This is a genomic window from Snodgrassella sp. M0351 (genome assembly GCF_016100575.1).
GTDB lineage: Bacteria > Pseudomonadota > Gammaproteobacteria > Burkholderiales > Neisseriaceae > Snodgrassella > Snodgrassella alvi.
Genome location: NZ_JACFSG010000001.1, coordinates 673,818 through 693,202, shown reverse-complemented (window position 1 = coordinate 693,202; position 19,385 = coordinate 673,818). Strand labels below are relative to the sequence as shown.

General features: G+C 35.3%; 23 protein-coding genes, 1 tRNA gene and 1 other RNA gene. 7 read left to right on the top strand and 18 right to left on the bottom strand.

Going from position 1 to position 19,385, the window contains the following annotated elements:
* Window positions 1-133: 133 nt before the first annotated feature.
* From H3V01_RS11125 to H3V01_RS03060, 8 genes are all read right to left on the bottom strand, one after another.
* Window positions 134-340: a GpE family phage tail protein gene (locus tag H3V01_RS11125; protein WP_080690445.1), complete on the bottom strand. Its 207-nt coding sequence runs from the start codon at window positions 338-340 to the stop codon at window positions 134-136.
* Window positions 282-566, bottom strand: coding sequence for a phage tail assembly protein (locus tag H3V01_RS03090; protein ID WP_025330546.1), 285 nt, complete (start codon window positions 564-566; stop codon window positions 282-284). Before H3V01_RS03090 ends, H3V01_RS11125 begins: the two co-directional genes overlap by 59 nt.
* A 121-nt stretch (window positions 567-687) precedes the next feature.
* Complete coding sequence (locus H3V01_RS03085) at window positions 688-1,203, bottom strand: phage major tail tube protein (protein WP_037475438.1); 516 nt, start codon at window positions 1,201-1,203, stop codon at window positions 688-690.
* A gap of 9 nt (window positions 1,204-1,212) precedes the next feature.
* On the bottom strand, window positions 1,213-2,616 hold the full coding sequence (locus H3V01_RS03080; RefSeq protein WP_198185969.1) for a phage tail sheath family protein: 1,404 nt from the start codon (window positions 2,614-2,616) through the stop codon (window positions 1,213-1,215).
* A gap of 8 nt (window positions 2,617-2,624) precedes the next feature.
* Entirely contained in the window at window positions 2,625-3,131 is a 507-nt protein-coding gene (locus H3V01_RS03075; RefSeq protein WP_172397401.1) for a Gp37 family protein, read from the bottom strand.
* 263 nt (window positions 3,132-3,394) lie between these two features.
* Window positions 3,395-3,485: transfer RNA gene (locus H3V01_RS03070), tRNA-Ser, on the bottom strand.
* Window positions 3,486-3,553: 68 nt separating this feature from the next.
* The gene (locus H3V01_RS03065; RefSeq protein WP_198185968.1) at window positions 3,554-4,009 is read right to left on the bottom strand and encodes a DUF441 domain-containing protein; all 456 of its coding nucleotides are present in this window, start codon (window positions 4,007-4,009) and stop codon (window positions 3,554-3,556) included.
* Between the two features lie 111 nt (window positions 4,010-4,120).
* Window positions 4,121-4,618 carry a DUF1841 family protein gene (locus H3V01_RS03060; RefSeq protein ID WP_198185967.1) on the bottom strand — a complete coding sequence of 166 codons (498 nt, stop codon included), beginning with the start codon at window positions 4,616-4,618 and terminating at the stop codon, window positions 4,121-4,123.
* A gap of 1,177 nt (window positions 4,619-5,795) precedes the next feature.
* On the opposite strand from H3V01_RS03060, the gene ssrA reads away from it, so the two are divergent.
* Window positions 5,796-6,156, top strand: a transfer-messenger RNA (tmRNA) gene (gene ssrA / locus H3V01_RS03055).
* Between the two features lie 471 nt (window positions 6,157-6,627).
* Here ssrA and H3V01_RS03050 read toward each other — a convergent pair.
* The 4 genes from H3V01_RS03050 to H3V01_RS03035 form a co-directional block, all read right to left on the bottom strand.
* Entirely contained in the window at window positions 6,628-7,062 is a 435-nt protein-coding gene (locus tag H3V01_RS03050) for a M15 family metallopeptidase (protein ID WP_198185966.1), read from the bottom strand.
* A 51-nt stretch (window positions 7,063-7,113) separates the two neighbouring features.
* Window positions 7,114-7,455, bottom strand: a complete 342-nt coding sequence (locus H3V01_RS03045; protein WP_078474178.1) for a hypothetical protein — start codon at window positions 7,453-7,455, stop codon at window positions 7,114-7,116.
* A gap of 3 nt (window positions 7,456-7,458) precedes the next feature.
* Window positions 7,459-7,947, bottom strand: coding sequence for a hypothetical protein (locus tag H3V01_RS03040; protein WP_078474179.1), 489 nt, complete (start codon window positions 7,945-7,947; stop codon window positions 7,459-7,461).
* Between the two features lie 298 nt (window positions 7,948-8,245).
* Complete coding sequence (locus H3V01_RS03035; protein WP_084549712.1) at window positions 8,246-9,148, bottom strand: phage antirepressor N-terminal domain-containing protein; 903 nt, start codon at window positions 9,146-9,148, stop codon at window positions 8,246-8,248.
* A gap of 362 nt (window positions 9,149-9,510) precedes the next feature.
* Here H3V01_RS03035 and H3V01_RS03030 point away from each other — a divergent pair, with 362 nt between their 5' ends.
* A complete protein-coding gene (locus H3V01_RS03030) occupies window positions 9,511-10,101 on the top strand; it encodes a helix-turn-helix domain-containing protein (protein WP_084549710.1) in 591 nt (196 codons plus the stop codon).
* Between the two features lie 500 nt (window positions 10,102-10,601).
* Here H3V01_RS03030 and H3V01_RS03025 read toward each other — a convergent pair whose 3' ends face one another.
* Window positions 10,602-11,030, bottom strand: a complete 429-nt coding sequence (locus tag H3V01_RS03025; protein WP_084549689.1) for a hypothetical protein — start codon at window positions 11,028-11,030, stop codon at window positions 10,602-10,604.
* Between the two features lie 378 nt (window positions 11,031-11,408).
* Between H3V01_RS03025 and H3V01_RS03020 the strand changes: the two genes are divergently transcribed.
* The 5 genes from H3V01_RS03020 (at window position 11,409) to H3V01_RS03000 (ending at window position 16,532) form a co-directional block, all read left to right on the top strand.
* On the top strand, window positions 11,409-12,026 hold the full coding sequence (locus tag H3V01_RS03020) for a LexA family protein (RefSeq protein WP_084552753.1): 618 nt from the start codon (window positions 11,409-11,411) through the stop codon (window positions 12,024-12,026).
* A gap of 642 nt (window positions 12,027-12,668) precedes the next feature.
* On the top strand, window positions 12,669-13,346 hold the full coding sequence (locus tag H3V01_RS03015) for an XRE family transcriptional regulator (protein ID WP_084552752.1): 678 nt from the start codon (window positions 12,669-12,671) through the stop codon (window positions 13,344-13,346).
* Window positions 13,347-13,791: 445 nt separating this feature from the next.
* On the top strand, window positions 13,792-14,013 hold the full coding sequence (locus H3V01_RS03010) for a hypothetical protein (RefSeq protein ID WP_078474571.1): 222 nt from the start codon (window positions 13,792-13,794) through the stop codon (window positions 14,011-14,013).
* A 580-nt stretch (window positions 14,014-14,593) separates the two neighbouring features.
* A complete protein-coding gene (locus H3V01_RS03005) occupies window positions 14,594-15,388 on the top strand; it encodes a hypothetical protein (protein ID WP_198185965.1) in 795 nt (264 codons plus the stop codon).
* A 64-nt stretch (window positions 15,389-15,452) separates the two neighbouring features.
* The gene (locus H3V01_RS03000; protein ID WP_198185964.1) at window positions 15,453-16,532 is read left to right on the top strand and encodes an XRE family transcriptional regulator; all 1,080 of its coding nucleotides are present in this window, start codon (window positions 15,453-15,455) and stop codon (window positions 16,530-16,532) included.
* Window positions 16,533-16,827: 295 nt separating this feature from the next.
* Here H3V01_RS03000 and H3V01_RS02995 read toward each other — a convergent pair whose 3' ends face one another.
* The 5 genes from H3V01_RS02995 to H3V01_RS02975 all read right to left on the bottom strand — a co-directional run bounded on the left by H3V01_RS02995 (window position 16,828) and on the right by H3V01_RS02975 (window position 19,367).
* On the bottom strand, window positions 16,828-17,367 hold the full coding sequence (locus H3V01_RS02995; RefSeq protein ID WP_198185963.1) for a TIGR02594 family protein: 540 nt from the start codon (window positions 17,365-17,367) through the stop codon (window positions 16,828-16,830).
* Between the two features lie 192 nt (window positions 17,368-17,559).
* The gene (locus H3V01_RS02990; RefSeq protein ID WP_198185962.1) at window positions 17,560-17,772 is read right to left on the bottom strand and encodes a BrnA antitoxin family protein; all 213 of its coding nucleotides are present in this window, start codon (window positions 17,770-17,772) and stop codon (window positions 17,560-17,562) included.
* Window positions 17,769-18,050 carry a BrnT family toxin gene (locus H3V01_RS02985; RefSeq protein WP_037393889.1) on the bottom strand — a complete coding sequence of 94 codons (282 nt, stop codon included), beginning with the start codon at window positions 18,048-18,050 and terminating at the stop codon, window positions 17,769-17,771. Before H3V01_RS02985 ends, H3V01_RS02990 begins: the two co-directional genes overlap by 4 nt.
* Before the next feature lie 508 nt (window positions 18,051-18,558).
* Window positions 18,559-18,891: a hypothetical protein gene (locus H3V01_RS02980; RefSeq protein WP_041880597.1), complete on the bottom strand. Its 333-nt coding sequence runs from the start codon at window positions 18,889-18,891 to the stop codon at window positions 18,559-18,561.
* Window positions 18,891-19,367, bottom strand: coding sequence for a hypothetical protein (locus H3V01_RS02975; RefSeq protein WP_041880599.1), 477 nt, complete (start codon window positions 19,365-19,367; stop codon window positions 18,891-18,893). Before H3V01_RS02975 ends, H3V01_RS02980 begins: the two co-directional genes overlap by 1 nt.
* Window positions 19,368-19,385: the final 18 nt, after the last annotated feature.

Sequence of the window (19,385 nt, the reverse complement as noted above, 5' to 3'; positions counted from 1 at the left end):
AACTGTATTGGAATCTACTTATTTATATTATTTGTTGTTTCGATTACTGTGACTGTCAACTTATTATCGCTTCATAACCACGCTTATAAGCTTACAACAAGTTAACAGCACAGTTACTTCAGACAGCAACCAGTTATAGTTTGCTGTATTTGGCTTTAATCTGCCGGTTAGCCTGTTGCTGCCATTGCAAAATTTCCTCCAGAGACATTTCATCAATATCTGCCGGAGAAAAACCAAACCACCACGCTAAATCCGCAGCTGCCTGATAAAAACTATCCCAATCAGTGAGTACCCAGACAAAACTGACGCACCTGCGTGTAGTCCTCCCATGACAACTCATCAAAATCTTCACTTTGCAGACCAGATGCCATAGCCAGACACTGAGCTTCCTGTAATACTGCATTATCAGGATACTGTTCTGCAGCACGTTTAAAATCTTTAACCCGTACCCGGCGCAATGTCAGCTCCGTTATCGCACCACTTGGTGTTTGCAGTGGTTCCGCCAGTTTAATTACTTTGCCTGTACCCAATTGTTCTTGCAGATTTTGCGCTTCAGTTTGTGCCATATTTATTCCTCGACTAATCAATAATTACTGAATCAATTCAGCATATAAAAATACTTCAACCATAAAAAAGCTCACTCCGGTAATCAGAGTGAGCATTCAAATACATCAATACAAATAAAAATTACATACCAATATTTGCACGCATCTGCGCCAGCATATCCACACCATTCACCCGGTACTGATTGGTAAATGCGTTGTAATACAACACTTCACGACCAGCTACAGTCTGATGAATTTCAGTAGCCTGAAAAGTACTGGCGAATTCAGCTTTTTCTTTCGGTTTATAAGTTCCCAACGGATTTTTGCTGAAAGTTGCCATTACAGTCACGACCATCGGAGCCTCAGCTGCAAGTCCGGAAGCATTAAATGCCTGCACATTGGCACGAACCATTAACTGACAAGCTTTGAAAGGGTTATATACTTTTGTAAACACATCCGGATAGAAACTATTCCAGGTGATTTCCCCTTCCAGTGCCTCAATCCCGCTAGGCAGTTTTACTGAGCCCACCAGACCCAGACCTTTAGTTTCTGTCTGACCAACAGAAATATCCGGTAATTTAAACTGACTGGCACGGCCTAACTGACTATTACCATTAACATAAACATTGGCATTATAAATTGCATTAAATTCTGTCATAACTCTTTCCTAAGCGGCAGACTGGTTACTAATCAAATTAGCCAGATAAGTACGGGTCATCACACTGGTATTAGTGATACGTTCTGCAGGCAGTTTAGGCGTATAGTCATACTTAATTGGTACCTGCCCTTTACTGAAAGCATCAGCCAGATCATAGTCATAATCCAGGCTGACACTAAAACCAACAATACTCTTCAACGTACCCAGATAAGTGCGCACTGTACCCAGAAGGCTGTCAATCAGCGCATCATCAATAGGCAAATCAATATACTGTAACTGAGCACGGCGAATTGATTCATTAATCAAATCACCAGTACGCTGTGCAGTTTCAAAGTTTTTAATATGTGTTACTGTCGGGAAACAGGCCAGACGGTTACCCCATAAGCGGAAACCAGTACCATAACTGTTAAATACCGTCGTAATACCCTTTTCATTCAGACGATTGGTTTCTGCCTGCGGATCATCAATACGTGCAGTCAGCGAAACCTCCATACCCGTTACACCGGACAGTTCACGATTGGAAATACTGAACCAATAACCCTGTTCAACATCAGTTCGCATCCGTAAACCGGCCGCATGAGTAGCCAGACTTTCCAGATCACCACTGGTACCGGTAACATAGGGATAAAATAATTGCGCCCGATCCGAAGACGTCTGAAAATTAATATTACCGAGTGAACCGCGCCCCTGAACAGCCTGAGTAAGCGTTGTTCCTTTCGGTGCAGCAATATAGGCAATAGCTTCAAGCTTATCAGCCAGAGTAACCATAGCTGCCGCCACAGTCGCTTCCGCATCAAACTGAGGCACAATTATAATTTTTGCATCTGCTCCCAGCCGGGTAAAACCTTCCGTAAGCAGTTCCATCCCTTTGCGTTTACCGGTAGCTGCCTCGTAACCGCCGATAATATCCTTTGAAGTTACCTTACTTGGATCAAGATAAGTATAACTAATAGATACATCTGAACGCATTTGAACAAAAGTCAGCTCACCTGTTTCATTATTCAAAGCATAGTCAGTACCCTCTGACAATGTCTGATTACCAGCCAGAACTGTATAACCTGCCTGTACAGCCGGATGTGCTGTTTTCGCAGTCAGCGTATCACCGTCAATAACCAGTAACTCAGAATCAACGACCGTTTTATGTTTATCTGGATCCAGTACATTCACCACATAAGCAACACCAGACTGATAACGAGTCCAGATATTGGCCGCATCAGGTAAAGTGAAACCTGCACCAGTCAGCAAACCGAACTGACTGAAATCTTTAACAGTCTGACATACAGTTAACTCATTAACCGGACCAGACATACCAGTACCGACAATTGCAGTAATTGCCCCGTCTACGGTATAGACAGGGCTGCTGCCACCATCAATACGAATTGTTTCAACACCATGCAAATAGGCTGCTGCCATGATGATTTTTACTCCTTCGAAATTACAGAATGTGAAATAGCTCTGGCCTTAATCTCACCACGAGTTGGTATAGACTTGACCAAATTTTGCTGATTAATCACCGGACGCTGCTCCACCTGAAGTGTCTCGGTGCGAGCGCGTAACCGGTATTGCCAGACCCCTTCGGCCTCACCCAGAAAGCGCTCACTCAACAATCGGATTTGCTGGCAATGTTCAGGCTGGAATCCCACTAATGCCAGACGTAAAGAATCGAGTAAATCCAGCACACCGTTTTCACCATCCAAAGCACGTGCAAAAACAATAAAACGCAATTGCAAATGCCTCTCCTGTACAATCAGATCCGTACTGCGCGGCTTTTTAAATTTACTGCGCTGATAACCGATTAAGACCGTACCCAGCGAATGAACAAACTGATAATTCTTTAAACTATTAGGCATCAGTTGTACTGAATATTTCGGCAATGCATGCTGAAGATGTGTCTGCACATCATTTAAAACAGAACGGGTTAAATTCATCCAGTACTCTCCATACATTCCGGCAGGCACAAAAAAACCCTCACAAACAAAATTGTGAGGGAAATAAATATTGCGACTAAACAGTTTACAGCTTAAACCTGCCAGCAAAAAATCAATAAGATATTTACAAAATCAAATTGTCATCTTTAACAAAGATGACATTCAGAATATGAATATACAAAAAAGTATAAACATAAAAATGACAAAAGCATTTTAAATAACAGCTATAAAAAAAGCTGCATTCGCAGCTTTTAATCATAATTTGGCGGAGAGGAAGGGATTCGAACCCTCGATACGCTATTCACGTATACACGCTTTCCAGGCGTGCGACTTCAACCACTCATCCACCTCTCCGTGAGAATGGAATTGCGCGCATTATAACGAGAGCGTATCTTTCTGGCAAGAACTTCGCAATCCGGCTACTATAAAATCAGCGATAACAATCCTGCCGCAATCAGAGGTCCGACCGGTACTCCGCGTAAAAAAGCCACACCAATAATAGTGCCAATCATTAAACCAGTGACAATGGTCGGATTGACCTGCATCAGATGAACACCGCGTCCGCCCAACCATGCCACCACTATACCTACCGCTACCGCAGCCATGGTTTTCCAACTGGTTACCAGAGCTGCAATTTGTGCGGGCTGAACCTTACCAGTAATTAAAGGAGTCAGTACCCCTATCATAAGTAACATAATACCCAGTTGCACACCGTATTTTTCCAGTACAGGTGCATATTTAAGCAAAGGCGTTTGCTGCACCAGCAAAATAATCAGTGCAGAAATGGTTACAGAAGGGTTATGCCCCATAATACCCAAAGCCACAAACAATAATAGCAGCAAAGCATTTGCATTACTTGCCCAGAAAGACATATTCATCCCCTGATTTAAGATTATTGAAAATAAATACCCGTATCAATCCCATTGCAACAATATGGGTAACTGATACAAATGTACAAAACAATAAACCATAATCAAAGTCTGAGCAATTCATGCTTGCATATCAGAAATTTTTCCGACTTCATGAGGGTTTAAACGAGCCTTATCTTCCTGCCCCAATCCGACCAGACTGCGTAAACGTGTCATATAATCATTAACATCCAGTCCCTGACCATAACGTTGCGCCTGCCATAAAGTTTCAGCCAGAACTTCTATCATATCGTGTTCCGCTTTCACCCAGTCGCCTGCATATTGCTGACACAAACGCTGATGAATAGCAGCAATCCCGAAAGGCTGATCTATCGCTACCTGCTCCTGTACAGACAAATGCAAAGATAAATGCAGAAATGGATTAGTTTCACCTTCTTCAGGCCGCCATACCCGGGTTAAATACTGCTCGATATTTTCCAGATAAGGTGCATATTCAGTGTGTGCAGCAATAATTCTTAACGCTTTTTGTTGCAGCGCATCCAGCAACTGCGGCTGCTGACGTTTACGCCATACATCCGCAAAAAAATGACGTACATCATTAGTATTAACATCATACATAACAGCACTCATTGCAGACAAAATAATGCAAATTATAAAACAATGACCTTATTACTGATAATTTATTACTTCTATCGCAATCAGTTTCTTCTTAATAATCCTTATTTCTGTAACAGCACATATTTTCAAAATGGATTAATAACCGGTCATCAATAAGTATTCATTAAATTGTATATCAATCAAAATAAAGAAAAATTAGCTGATGTATACAGTAATTACTGCTAGCCTTACCGCAGCTAGGGTAATAAATTAATCATAGATTTTTTATTTTCTTATAAGTCAGACTCATCCTATCAATTGGCATTATCAGATTGCCAGTACCGTAACTTTATAAAAAAAGCTAGCAAATAACTTACGATATAAGTTAACTGTTTGCACTAAATGTCTATGGCATACATTTTACCTGTACTGGTGACTTTTTTTTTCACAATAAGTTGCTTCCTTCGCATTAAGAACAACGTAATGACGGGTATTCTCATACGTACAAACTAATGAAGGTTCCCTTAATGTATCTAAATCCCATACTTCTTTATTTTTTTATACTCAGGTACTAATGATACATCCATACATACTGGACCATCATATACCATGACATTAATAAGTTTATGAATACCATGTCCGTCAGAAAAAGTTGACGGGCAGGCTACAACAGGAGGCTAGGCATAGCAATTAAACGAAATTAGTCCAAGAAAATAGATTGAAAATAATATCGCGTTTTTCTAGTTATTCAATAATATAAAATTGATTCCCGTCATTAAAAACATAACCATGCCCTTTAAATTGGATCAAACAAAAATGTAAAGTTACTCTATTTCATTGATCATAAACATTAATAGCGGCAGCTGTTCGACTAATATAAATTGCAGCATAACCTTTAAATTTACCGTTACTATTAAATGCTGCTGTAGTATTAACAGATTGAATACTAATTATTTACTTTAATTCTGGTGCCTTTTTCCAAAAACAAACATGTAGTGCTTTTGCAAAATATTTTACTATAACAACAACACATTCATGCATGTGATTCTCCAACCCAAATTCCATGCTCTTTAAACTCCTCAATTGATAATAATTTATCATTTTCTTCGGAAGTGAAGATTATTTTTCTGGGAAAAGAACCGGTAGCATAGATAACTATGCAAAATCACCAAAAAAAAGTATAATTGCCAGACCATCTGGGGGCGACCTTGGTTTCGACGGGGGTTGCAAAGCAGATGCGTGCATACCGGGGTCTCAGATTCCCGTTAAACACTGAATTTATATAGTCGCAAACGACGAAACTTACGCTTTAGCCGCTTAAGGCTAAACGTTGCAGCGGTTCGCCAATGGGCCGTGTGAGGCAACTCACCGCAACGACATTCACATTGGCTGGTTTAATGTCGTGTTGTCTGACATTAAACAAGATTTATGGCAACTGGTTTACAAACAGCCTGTCTGTCGGCGGTTTGTGAATAAGATTCGAAGTTGGCAAGACTAAGTATGTAGATCGCTCTGTAGAGGACTTTCGGACGGGGGTTCGATTCCCCCCGCCTCCACCAGTCTTTCTTTTTTTATTTCAAATTCTTTCTAATTTCTAAACATCTGTATAACAACCTGTCAAAAAATATAAACATAAAATTTCATTTCTTTAAAATGAAAAAAAGCTCCCTTTCGGGAACTTGTGTAATCAGCTGTTTAAGGTTAAGCATACCTGTTAATTTTTAAGAATTATAACATATTTTATGATTAAGTCAATAAATTTATTTTAATTAAGTAAATATTATCGTTGATAATATTAAAAAATAAACTATATAATTAATCTTGCTAGATTTTTATCTGATAAACAAGTAAGCAAGATTTTATTTTTAAACAAAAAATAAACTTACTATTACCAGAAGAATATATCATTTTATAATTATTTTTTATATATAATGTACTTTAATCAACTGATTTAATCTGATCTTTTTAGCTTGAAAAAAGCAAAAAAATAATTTAAATCAGATAAATTATCGCTATAATTATAAAAATATTTATAAAATTTCAAAATGAGGATAATCCTTACTGGTTTTCCAGTCTCCGCCCCAGATTATCTTCACTCCAAGTTCAGCAGCCGCTTGCTTCATTGCCAGCGCAATAGTCTGGAATTTGTTCAAATCAGTCCAGTCAACAGGATATGGAACCAGATCCACAGCTTTGCCTGTAACATGCTTACTGGCATAAGGATTATTTAACCAGGTCACCTTACTTAAACTTGGCTGAGCATATTTTACCGGTATTCCTTTCTGGCTGCATTGTTGTGCTGTTCGCCCCTTACCATAATTAATACAGCATTGCTCACGCGAACGCACCCCTTCAGTTATCATAAAATCTTGATTAGTTATCTGTATAGCCCGCTTTACCACGTTGGTCAGGCTGCAATTGACTCCATACAAACGCTGTAAGGATCGGTTACTTAATTTATACATATTTATCACTCAAAAAAAGCAGCCCAAAGACTGCTTGATTTATATTTATATTTATTCTTTTGTTGATTTATCACTACCAACAAACTCTTCTGCTTTTTTACTAACAATATTCATTATGCGTTGTGCCAGTTTCGGTGCAGCAGCTTTAAATGCATCAAGAAACGATGTAGTTGACATTCCTGCAAACACACCAACTCCGGCAAAAAGCCATGGATGATTCTGTGGGAAAAAATAATCAGTTATTGCCGCTGCAAAAATCATTCCCAACAGGACAAATAAAATTGTCATAAACCAACCATAGCGTTTGTAATCTGTAACCAGTAAAGAACCAGCCAGCCCACCTACCAGCGCAAATAAAATACAGACGGAAAAAGCATCTTTTAAAAATTCCATACTTTATCGTCCTTTATATTTAGAATCTTCAATCCGTTTAGCGTAGTTGATCAAATTTCTCCCGGCCAGAGCACATACCACAGCCAGCACAGGATAAGTTGTCATTCCGGTTGTTAATGGTGGATAAGAGGCCCAGAAAGTAGCTGAAATTACAGCCCATATTAGTGCTGAAAAAATCAGCAAATATCCAGACAATACACTGCATCGATTAGACTTAAATATTGCAATAACCAGCTGTGTTAAAGCCACACCTATCAGCAACACAGACAGAGTTAAAGGATGCAATAGCAAAAAACCTTTATACAGTTTCAGATGAAAAACTTCGCTGCCACCCAAAATAAATATGCCAGCAAAACCTATCATAACCAGCGCACTGGTAACAGTAATCACCCTTGTACCTGTATCAAACAACCATCTTTGTAATTTATCAGGTAAAAATCTTAAATCCAGCAGTGAATAAAGTAATTGAAATACCAATTCCACATTTTTCATAAATCTTCCATCAAATCCTCAAAAACAAAAAACCGGCTGAAAGCCGGCTTTAATACCAATATTTTATAAATATCTATTTATAATCATAAATATAAATAAATATCTTCCAATATATTTTTAATCTTTTATGAAATTTAAAATACAATTTAATAATATAAAACTATATTTTATATTCATAATCCTGATTTAAATCGTTTGTAATATTGCGAAATATCTTTAACAAATTAGCCATACCTTTAATTTTATAAAGCATGGCTAAAACTCAGTGAAAATTAAAATACTTCTTCAGCCTGAATGTTTACATCAATTTAGCCAGGTATTCCCGTGCTGATTCCTTGGCAGGAGAATCCGGTATTTTTTCGAATAAAGGTAAGAAAGCTTTATGACATTTATTAAAAATGCTATCCATACCATAGCCAAATTCATGAATTTGAGATTCATATTTACTACCCAGAATACGGAAAGCAGGTAATAAATGTTCATACATCAAACGCATTTTCTGAGAACAAACAAATGATTCATATAAATTTACCAGACTTTGTACCGAAACAAAAATTTCGTCTGAACAGTTTTTTGTAACTTCCTTACTGTTAAAATTAACTTTTTTAACAGCGACCCGGCTTAAAAGGCAAATTACATCAATAAATTTAGATGACGGAACTTTTTCATAGCTGACACCATAACGTGTGCGTACAGCCTGCCATAATGTCATAGCCAGTTCAGTCTGTTTTTCAGGCTCTACAGACATTACCAGCTGTTTGTGCAAAGTCTTAATCATGGTAATCTGTGCCGGCAACAATCCGGAAGCGCCATTCTCTTTAACTAATCCAGGTCGGCCACGCTTTTTAGCTACTCTTGATTTACGCCAATGTGAATGAATGGCTTGAGAACACTCATTCTGATACACCCCAACCAATTCCTTCAAACTGTCTTTTACTTTTTTCGGATTAATGCTTTGCAACCAGTTTGTCAGTTTTTTTAACGGAATAACCAGAATTTTTTTTGTGCCGCTTTTGATTGGTATAGATAAAAATCCACAACCATATTTTTGATAGCAGCCTTTTAATTTACGATGCTGGGTTGACCAATCCAGTCCAATCCCCTGCACCACGGATTTCATGCAAACGTAAATAGTATTTTTGACCTTGACAGTGGCCAAACTACTCCCATGAAAAGAAACAAATGTGATATTATTATCCATTCAAAACTCCTTAAATTAGTCTTGGGTTTTGTTTATCTAATACCTCATAGGTGGCAGCCTTTGAGGTATTTTCCTTTTTAAAAATAAATTCTATGTATCTAAATTTAATTTATTCAATTTTAACCTTATACAAATTAACCAATACTTAATAAAATATATTTACAAAAGCTATATAATAAGTTGAATAGCTGTTTTAACTCTATGTAAGTTTAAGGTAATATAACCTTAATTGGTTATCAAAATAACCATATATGGCTATATTAAAATTTATAAAAGATAATTACAAGCACTTTATGGTCTTTTAGTGCCATATTTTATCATTCATTATCATTTTTCCACTATTAATCAATTATGCTTATATTATGAAATTTGCTAATCAACTAAAAAATGCCAGACTGGCTGCGGGACTTTCCCAAAAAGAACTGGCTCAAAAAGCCTGTATTACCCCGTCTTTGATATCCAGATATGAGCTGGGCAAAGTTATACCCAGGGTAGATACAATGAATAAAATTATGAAAATACTTGATTTTCACAATATTGAATCATTAGCGCCTTCTAAAGATAATCAAAATAGTTATTTAACTATACCACCTTTATTTCAACAAACTGCAAATTCAGAGAATACTCATATTACTATTTTAAAAACTGATATAACTGCCCATAAATTTCATATGGATAATCTGTTCTATGTCATCATGAGTGGTAATTCAATGCAAAATCTTTTAAATGATGGAGATAAACTCATAGTTGATACTTCGCAGAAAAAATTAATAGATGGAAAAATATATGCTTTTAATCAAGGTAATTTATTCAGAATCAAAATTCTGCAAAACCTACCTGAACAGCGAATACGTATTAAAAGCTATAATTCCTATGAATATCCAGATGAAACTGTAACATTAAAAGATATCGAATTAATCGGCCAAATCATTTACAGAGGAGGCTTTTTATAAACTCTTTAATTACAACCTCAATATCAATAATAAATGCTTTCATCAGATATTAAGTCGAGTGCCAGAAATGTGCATTTGACTTAATATATAAATATAAGATTCTAAAAATATTAACAAGTAAATTTTTATAATTTACTAATAAATTGAAAATTTCAACATTTATATACCATACACTCTAAAATACAGGAATTTAATCTATTTAAAAATATTTAAAAATATTTAATTTCAATTTATTAATATATAAATGTAAAATTGAAATTGAATACAAAAATGATTAATTAAATAATAATTTAAAATTAAAATATAAACTGAGCTATAAACCTGCTTTAATTTTACTCATTCAATAATGAAATATAAAATTTATCTTAATAGTAAAAGGAAGTGAAAAACACTATCTCAAGACGCAAAAAAGCTCCCTTTCGGGAACTTTAATCATCAGCTGTTTAAGGTTAAGCATACCTATAAAATATAAATGTATTATAATCTTTGTAATATAATTGTCAAGAAGAAAACCGAAAATATTTTTCAAAATCTGGTTGTGTTTTCATTTCTTGCCAAAAAAGCCACAAACTTTGTTCAATTGACTCATTCCAGTCCTTACTGGAATAACGTCTACGCTGATTACGTTTGATTGTATTTTGATTCTGGCGTTTATATAAGGGACTTAATTTACAGTACTTACTGGATAATAAAGCAAAAGCTTCACGATTCTTGTAAAACAGATTTCCCATAGATGCTTTTACCATATCATACACTTCTGGCTGATAAGTAGGATAAAGTGTCTGCTGAACATTTTTTTTAGATGTCTGTGCCTGATATTTCCACTCTATACTTCGGCAATGTCCTTTTTTGATTGTATCTCTCATGCAATATTCATAAGCACGCAATACATTTTCCGCCAGATCTACTTCAAATTTATAGTCTTTCATAGATATACCTTAATTTAATAAATATGCTAATTAATTTAATTTTATAATAAATTTTTTAATTTATTATATATTTTTAATTAGGCATTAATATTTAAAATATATTCTCAGATTAAATATTGGTTAAAAATTTTTTTGCAAAATCATTTGATTCCTCTTTTATATTATAAATATTCCTTATTGATTAGATTATGCATTTATATTTTCATATAATTTAATAAATATCTTTGCTTATGCCTTACATAAAATTGATTATGATTAATAAAAACCGTAATTATCTATCAAAATTGTCATAATAATAAGCCAATCACTAATAAAATGCAAATCATTGCCTAATTATGCAACCACTAAATAAGATTAGGTAAAAACTAAGGGTTAATTATGTATACTGGTAAAAAATTAGGTGAGGCTATTAAATCGGCGATTGAACTCAAAGGTGTCCGCAAAGCGGATGTAGCTCGTGCATTTGGAATCAAGCCGCCTTCAGTAACTAGTTGGATCCAGACTGGTCGTGTAGATAAAACACATATTGACAAGCTGGTTTCATATTTTGCCGATGTTGTTCAACCTGAGCATTTTGGTATTGGTTCATTTGAAACTAACGAAATTTTGTTTAATGGTTATAAAGTGCCTTTACTATCATGGATAGATGCTACCAAACAGCTGGACAAAAATGCTTTAACAGAAAGCAATATTATCTGGGTACCGACACTACGCAAACCCGGCAATCATGCATTTGCACTTGAAATTAAAGGTGACAGCATGGAACCTGAATTTACCGCAGGCGACAGAATTATTGTTGATCCAGAGCATTCTGTAAAAGATGGCTGTTTTGTTATTGTGCGTGAAAATGACAACGAAGCCATGTTTAAGCAGTATATCTGTGAGGGTAGCTATCATTATTTGAAACCACTTAATAATCGCTACCCGATTATTAAAATGTCTGATAACTTTTATATTTGCGGGGTTGTCATAGAAAAATTTAAAATATATGTCTAAGAATTTGACTTGTTTATTGCTAGTTATTGAATACTTATAGCATTAAATAAACATAAAAAAATATTTATTACTTGCTTAGATGTTTTGGAATCAGGGGAATTATCCCCTACCATTCTGAAAAAATCAAGATTAGTTAAAATGAATTTTATTCATATAAATTCATATTTTCTGCAAATTAGTTTAATATAATTTAGCGTAATGCATAAAATTAATTCCGTTTCATTATGTGTTAATAAATTTAAATCTTATAATAAATTTTAAAATCAAAATATTATTTTTATAACAAAATAGATGAACCATTTTCATTTAAGAATCGAATTATTTATAGCAAATTAGTGCAGCGCTTTTTATTAGTAACTATGACCATACTAGCTCTGATTAACTCTTACTACTCTACTGACTAATATATTGCTCTGAATATTAATAGTAACATATAGCATAGTTGTTATTGTTTAAAAAAATGTGATAAAATTATAATAAAGCCAACATTTGATAATAATGTAACACATAATTCAACCGGTTATTTTTGATTAATTGTAAACAAATCTTTATATAAATTTGTATTAAATAAATAATAAAATTAAGCTATTGAAGCATTATCACAAATGTGATAAATTTTGACTTTTATTCAGAAAGTGATCCATGACCACATTCGGCGAACGTCTGGCTAAGCTTCGTGAGGGTAAAAATCTTTCACAGGCTAAATTAGCAAAAATGGCAGGCGTTCCACAAAGTACAATAGCTCAAATTGAAACAGGGAGAAATAAAAGCACAAAAAAAATCATAGAACTTGCAGAGGTTCTTGATACCACACCGAATTACTTATTAAACGGTGTAAAGGACTTAAGCGTTGTTCCGTTATCCTCTGAAATTGGTAGTTATTCTGACAAAAATATTAGTAACAGTATTGGGGCATATGTGAAGATTCCATATTATGATATTAGTTTATCTGCAGGTATGGGTAACGCAACCTGGATAGTTCGTGATACTCATGACAAATTGCTTTTCAGAGAAAGCTGGTTACAGAGAAAGGGGCTTGATGAGTCATCTCTTAAAGCAATGTATGTCCGTGGCGAATCTATGGAACCATTACTTTATGACATGGATACAATTTTGTTAAACATAAATGATCTGGAAATTGTAGATGGCGGTGTATATGCAATAATCTATAAAAACAGATTATATATAAAAGAATTACGCAACACAGAAAATGGTATAGATATTATTAGCTATCATCGTGACTATGAAACTATGCATGTTACACAAGAAACATATGATCAATTCAAAGTGCTTGGTAAGATGGTCTGGCGAGGAGGTTAAAAGTCTAAATTCATACCGCCATCCAATAGCGGTTTTTTTTACGTCATTCAATCACAAAATTAATCTTTAATAGATATAATAATCAAATAATTATAATATTTACACTTAAATTATCACAAAAATGATTGCAAATATTTAATTACAATTGTAATATATACACATGGAAAAAGTTAAGAAACCAATGGCTTTAACATTAAACAAAACTTTAAAAAGGAAGAAATTTATGACGGAACTAATTACTTTTTTTCATAAACTTAGTTTAAATAACTTTCGTATATTTTTTATTTGTTAATTATTTTTCTAAATAGATTTTAGCCAAAACAGAATTAAAGTGAGTTTAAAAACTACAGTATATTTGTCACATATAAGTATGTTTCAGTTTTTAGAACTTGGTAATAGCAAATTTTTATTACTACCACTTAATCATATTTTCAAGGAGCTAATTATGTTGGAAATTGTCAAACCTTCAAGTGAGAGAATTACTTATCCGGTAGCTCGCAGAGATCCGGAATATGGATTTATTGTTTTGTTTTTTTCTGAAAGCCATGGAGTAGTTATTTCTACAACTGAAGAAAATGAGTACAACATCGGCGACACATCTCTTAGTTGGTTATCTTGTAAAAATAGTGATGATTGGGAACCAATCGATATAACCATTTCTGGCTAAAATCAACTATTATAAGTACTGAGAGCATAATAAAAACCCCCATTTTACGGGAGTTTTAGCTTATTTTCTATTCCGCAAACATGCTTTTTTACTTGAAAATAAATGCTGAAAAATCAAATACTGTATTTTTTTTGCGGAATAGAAAAATGCAATTATAATTATAATATTTAAATATTTTGATATCCAAAATAACTGAATGTAATTCACAAAATCCAGTCGTTATGCACATCATAACAACTGAATCAAACTAGTAGAATTCAACCGTTGTGGAAATCGCAACGGTTGAATGTAATTCACGAATTCCAGTTATGGTGAATATCACCACAACTGAGTTAAAGTTATTGTAATCTCCACTGAAACTAAAGAGGCTTATTATGAACACAATTTATTCTGAAGATTGGGATTTTTGATATTTCCCCCAATGCTAGGATAGAAAACTTGCCAGAATTCAACTGTGGTGTTCTCCACCACGGTTGAAGATGTACGTAGTCTTAAAGCAGATAATGCCAATTTGATTTACTAAACCTGATTAACTAACCCAAGCCAGCCAAAACGCTGGCTTTTTTATTGGGGAATAAAAATGGAAGCTAAAGAAGAAGAATTTATAGTTACTCAAGAATGGATTGAAAAAGTGGGGGCTTATAAAGATGGGTTTCAAGCTTTTAAACAGCATTTCCCTAATGGCGGAGAAGCTTTAGAGGTACTAAAGCAATGCGAAAAGTTCAATTATAGAGATCTTGGGGAATGGTTGGTAGATATCTTGCCTATCACTTATCCACCTTTAGAGCTTAATAATTTAATAGGTAATCTTTTCTACCCCAATGATGTACATATTAAGGGCGATATTTCTACTCAAGAGTTCTTTTATATCAAAGGAAGTCTTAAGGTAGATGGGAAATTAACAGTCAACAAATATGGGGAGGCCTCCACCAATAAAGACTTTATAAATGCTGATGAGATTGATCTTGGTGAATATGCATATCTTTACTCACAAATTAAAGCTAATTCTATTAGCATGAGTGATTATGCTCATATTTTCGGGAATACTAAAGCTAAGGTTATTAATTTTAAAGGCGGTTCTATCACTGGCGATGTTGATGCTGATGAAATTATTAATGATAGTGGAGAGATTCAGGGATACGTTAAAACTATTAAAATTGAAAATATTAATGGCGGAGTAATAAAAGGAAACGTTAACACTATTAAAATTAAAAATATCAATGGTGGTCAGATACGTGGAGATGTTGATGCCGATGAAATTATCAACGATGGCGGATTGATTAGAGGAGACGTTAACACTTTCACCATTGAAAATATTAATGGTGGTAGAGTTAAAGGAAAGATTACTTATAAACGTTCTGATGAACATAAATAAAGCCAGCCGGAAAGCTGGCTTTTTAATTAAGGTTTACAATCTGAAATAAGAAAGGAATTGAAAAATGTTCAATCCAGATCAACTTAAATTTGCTTTAGATCTACGCGGATTATCAAAAGCAGATCTGGCAAAAATGATGGAGGTAACACCTAGAACAATAACTAATTATCTTAAAGGAAGAAGTGAACCTGATCTAAAAACATTGGGGAGAATCTTAAAATTCTCTCCTGATTTTTTTAAAAGGGATGATTTACCTGTTATTAGTGAGCATGCAGTCAGTTTCAGATCTTATGCCAGAATGCCTGCAAAATACAAAAAAATGGCTTTAAGCTATGGTGTAACTGCTTTTATTTTGGATGATTGGATTAATAAAAAGTTTGAACTAAAAACAGCAAATCTTCCTGATTTATCCTCTCTTCCCCCTGAAACAGCCGCACAGATATTAAGGTTAGAATGGAGCTTAGGTAATAAACCTATTCCTAATCTTATTGCACTACTGGAATCAAAAGGTATAAGAATTTTTTCTATATCTGTAAAGGCGAAAGAGATAGATGCTTTTTGTGTATGGAATAATAGCACTCCTTTTATATTTCTCAATAATCAAAAATCGGCTGAACGAAGCAGATTTGATGCGGCTCATGAATTAGGACATTTAATTCGCGATACTTCAAGTATGAAACATGATGGTTCCTTTAATGCTAATAACAATGATGGCGAAGATACCAGGCAAATAGAAAAAGACGCTAATACTTTTGCGGCGGCATTTTTGATGCCAGAACAGGCTTTACGCCAATATCAAATTACTCAAATTAGTATTGAGCAACTTTTAAACCTAAAGGCAATATTTGGTGTATCTATTACGGCATTAGCGTCTCGGATGTATAGTTTAAATATGATTACAGAATGGGTATATAACAGAGTATTATGCCCACAGTTCGCTCAACTGAAATACCGAACAAATGAACCAAGACCAATGAAGAAAGAAACATCAAAGGTTTGGGAAAAATTACTTCTCCTATTAGAAGAAGACAACATCTCAATAAAAGATATCGCAAACCAATTAAATATACATGAAAATGACATTTCAGATCTAATATTCAAGTTAACAAAAAACTCAAAAAATCAGCTTAGAGTTGTTAAATAGATTGTAGTCCCCCTCTCACACCAGCATGTTTAAGCCATCATCTAGCTGGTTTTTTTAGCACTTTTAAAATTGAGATAAAATAGACGAAGTATATAAATTAATGTACACTTACTAATGCATTGTATGTTAGTAAGAGTGCAAAATTATTTTGATCTTGCCTTTACAGAAGATGGAGAATAATTCCGTCTACCTCTCGAACTCAGTGAAGTTGCAGCTTCACTGAGTTCATCCTGAAATTATTTTTTCACTGTATCAAAGTAAAGCCAGCCAAAACGCTGGCTTTACTTTTTAATAACTACGCCTCATTAGTACTGAGTTTCCCAGAAGAAGTTAGAACAGGGAGCACATATCGACCAGGTAAAGGAGATGATTTAACTGCTTTACCTGACCATATGCTAGGCCAGTAATAACCTGTTACCCTACTTCGTGAAAAAGCGGCAATCTTAACCTCGTCCCCCTGATTACCGCCCAGTACCATCAGATTGTTTTTTGCATCTACGCCTACAACAAAACCAACATGACCGCCACCCTGCCGGGTAAAGGTAACAATACAGCCATATGCGGGTTTATCCAGCTTGGTCATTAATTGAGCATTATCCCATTCTCTTGCCCTGAACCAGTTTTTAACCACATACCGACCAGTTTCACCCAAACAATGCCCGACAAATAAGCCACACCATGGCGTTTCATCATCACGCCACCATGCTTTGTTTTCCGTACCGTACTTACCCATATCATCAAGCCATTTTAAGATTGTCGGGTTATGTTTAGCGCCTTTAATCTCACGTAACCCGATGTATTTACGTGCTTCACTAATCCATGATAATTCATTCATTGCTAAACCTTTCATGCATAAAAAAAAGCAGCCAGAACGGCTGCTGTGTATAGATTATTTACATTTATTAATGTATTATTAAATTTATTTCCCCTTTAATACATTTAAAGCCCTCAAATACTCCTCCGTGTTGAGGGTATTTTTTTGCCATAAAAAAGCTGCCTACTGGCAGCTTATTCAATTCCCAAAAATTCACTTAGTCCATTTAATATCAAGCTTACGCTTATTTTCGGCACAATCTTTTAAATACATATTCATTAAAACCTGATACGGTAATCCGGTTTCATCAGCCATATCTTTGAAATAGGTAATACTATCTTCATCAATCCGAATAGTGATTGCTTTCTTTAGCTGTCCTGAATACGGATTGCGTTTTGCTTGACTAAAATCGTACTCTTTTTTCATAAATGTGCCTCGTATTGTTTGCGTTCTTGCTTGGTGGCCGTTCTTGCAGAAATCAAACGGATTGTATTGCCTCTTTCACAATGAATAACCACTAATATGCGTAAATTCTCACTCATCCCTAGCAATATGAAACGGTCTTCATCTTCGGAATGATCTGGATCATTAATTATCAAGGCATTTTCGTCCCAAAATACTGTAACAGCTTCATCAAATGAGACGCCGTGCTTTTTGATATTGCTTGCTGCTTTTTCCTGATTCCATTCAAAGCCATTAATCATTCTATCCCCTTAGTTGTAAATATATTATATTTATATTTTAAATATACAACTAGTAGTTAATTTTTATAAAGATGATTTTTTCATATCATCTATGGTATGGGTCTAGCTTTGCAGCCGCAACAGAGAAAGCTAACAAGCAATCAAAGGCGGGTATCATCATTTTGATGACCCCTGCCAATGGCGACACTAAAGATGCTTGTTGTATTCCCTTGTATAAGTTATTTGGGAAGTTAAATCATTAATTCCTTTGTAATAGTTAAATAAGCCATAATTAAACGTCCTGTAAAAAAGCTGCCCTGAGACTACAATAGAAAAGCCAGCATTTAGCCGGCTTGAATCTGTTACACAATCAAATCACTATAACATCTGATACTAAAACAGGGTGGTGCCCAAATCACTCATATTTACCCCTAACTATTTGATAATTATAAATTTAGGGTGGTGCCCAAACCTATGTATCATAGCAGTTGATTGCGTAACAGAATCAAGTTAGCCACCAGCCGGCACCTTATTTCTGCTTATCATCTGTATCACCGATTATCTTTTCCGCCCTGTTACACACAGCATTAATCAGTTTTTTAGCCAGCTTAGGCGCAGTTGCTTTGAATGCGTCTAACAGAGATTTAGAAGCCATTCCGGCAAATACACCGGCACCGGCAAATAGCCACGGGTGATCCTGTGTAAAGAAATACTCTGTTACTGCGGCTGAAAAAACCATCCCTATAATGATGAATGTCACAGTGAGCATGACCCCATAGCGTCGATAATCAGATACTACCAGCGAGCCGAGAAAGCCGCCGGCAAGGGCGAAACAGTTGGACAGTGTAAAAACTTCATTCATTATTTCCCGCCTTTTTTATCTTCTGCCTGCTGAGTGTTTTTAATCAGATTCCTGCCGGCTAATGCGCATATGATAGCAATCAGCGGATAGGTGGTCATGCCTGTGGACAGTGGCGGATAGGCGGCGATAAACGTTCCGGATATCACAAACCAGATCAGTGCCGACCACAGCAGGCAGCACCCGGACAGAATATTGCTGCGGCTGGAATGACAAAAAGCAGTAAATAACTGCCCGATAGCAACCACAATTAAAATGGTCACAAACACCTTAGGGTATAAATGCGGGAATTTGCCGTACAGATCCTCCTTAATTATCTCATCGCCATGCAGGCCGAACACCAGTGCAAAACCCAGCATAGCGAATCCGTTCAGTACTTCGATTATTCGCGTACCGGTACCGAACAGCCAGTTTTGCAGTCTGTCCGGTAAAAACCGGAAGTCCAGTAACCAGTAAAACCATTTAATCGCTTTTGTCATGACATCTTTACTCCGTAA